At 67.5% G+C, this 249-nt stretch carries 1 pseudogene; it reads right to left on the reverse strand.

Annotation, left to right across the window (positions count from 1 at the left end):
• Nucleotides 1-62 precede the first annotated feature (62 nt).
• Nucleotides 63-249, reverse strand: a pseudogene (locus AC0CH8_RS19025) (class I poly(R)-hydroxyalkanoic acid synthase); the annotation flags it as partial.

A 249-nucleotide genomic window follows, 5' to 3' on the forward strand; every position in this document is an offset into this window, starting at 1 on the left:
GCGATCGTGTGGTAGCTCTGACGGATCAGGTCGAAGACCGGGTTCTCCCGCCACGCCGCATCCTAGAACCGCTTGTCGCGCGCCTGTTCGGGGGTTTCCGCGGTCGGCGGCGCGCTGGTGGGAGCGAGAAACCGCTGCCACAGCGTCAGACTGTCCGTCCAGAAGTCGCGGGCCCGCTCCAGCGTGGCGGGATCGATGAAGCCGGGTATGGTCGGCAGCGCGGCGATGCCCTGCTCCATCATCATCTGC

It is taken from the genome of Sphingomonas sp. AC435 (assembly GCF_979253005.1).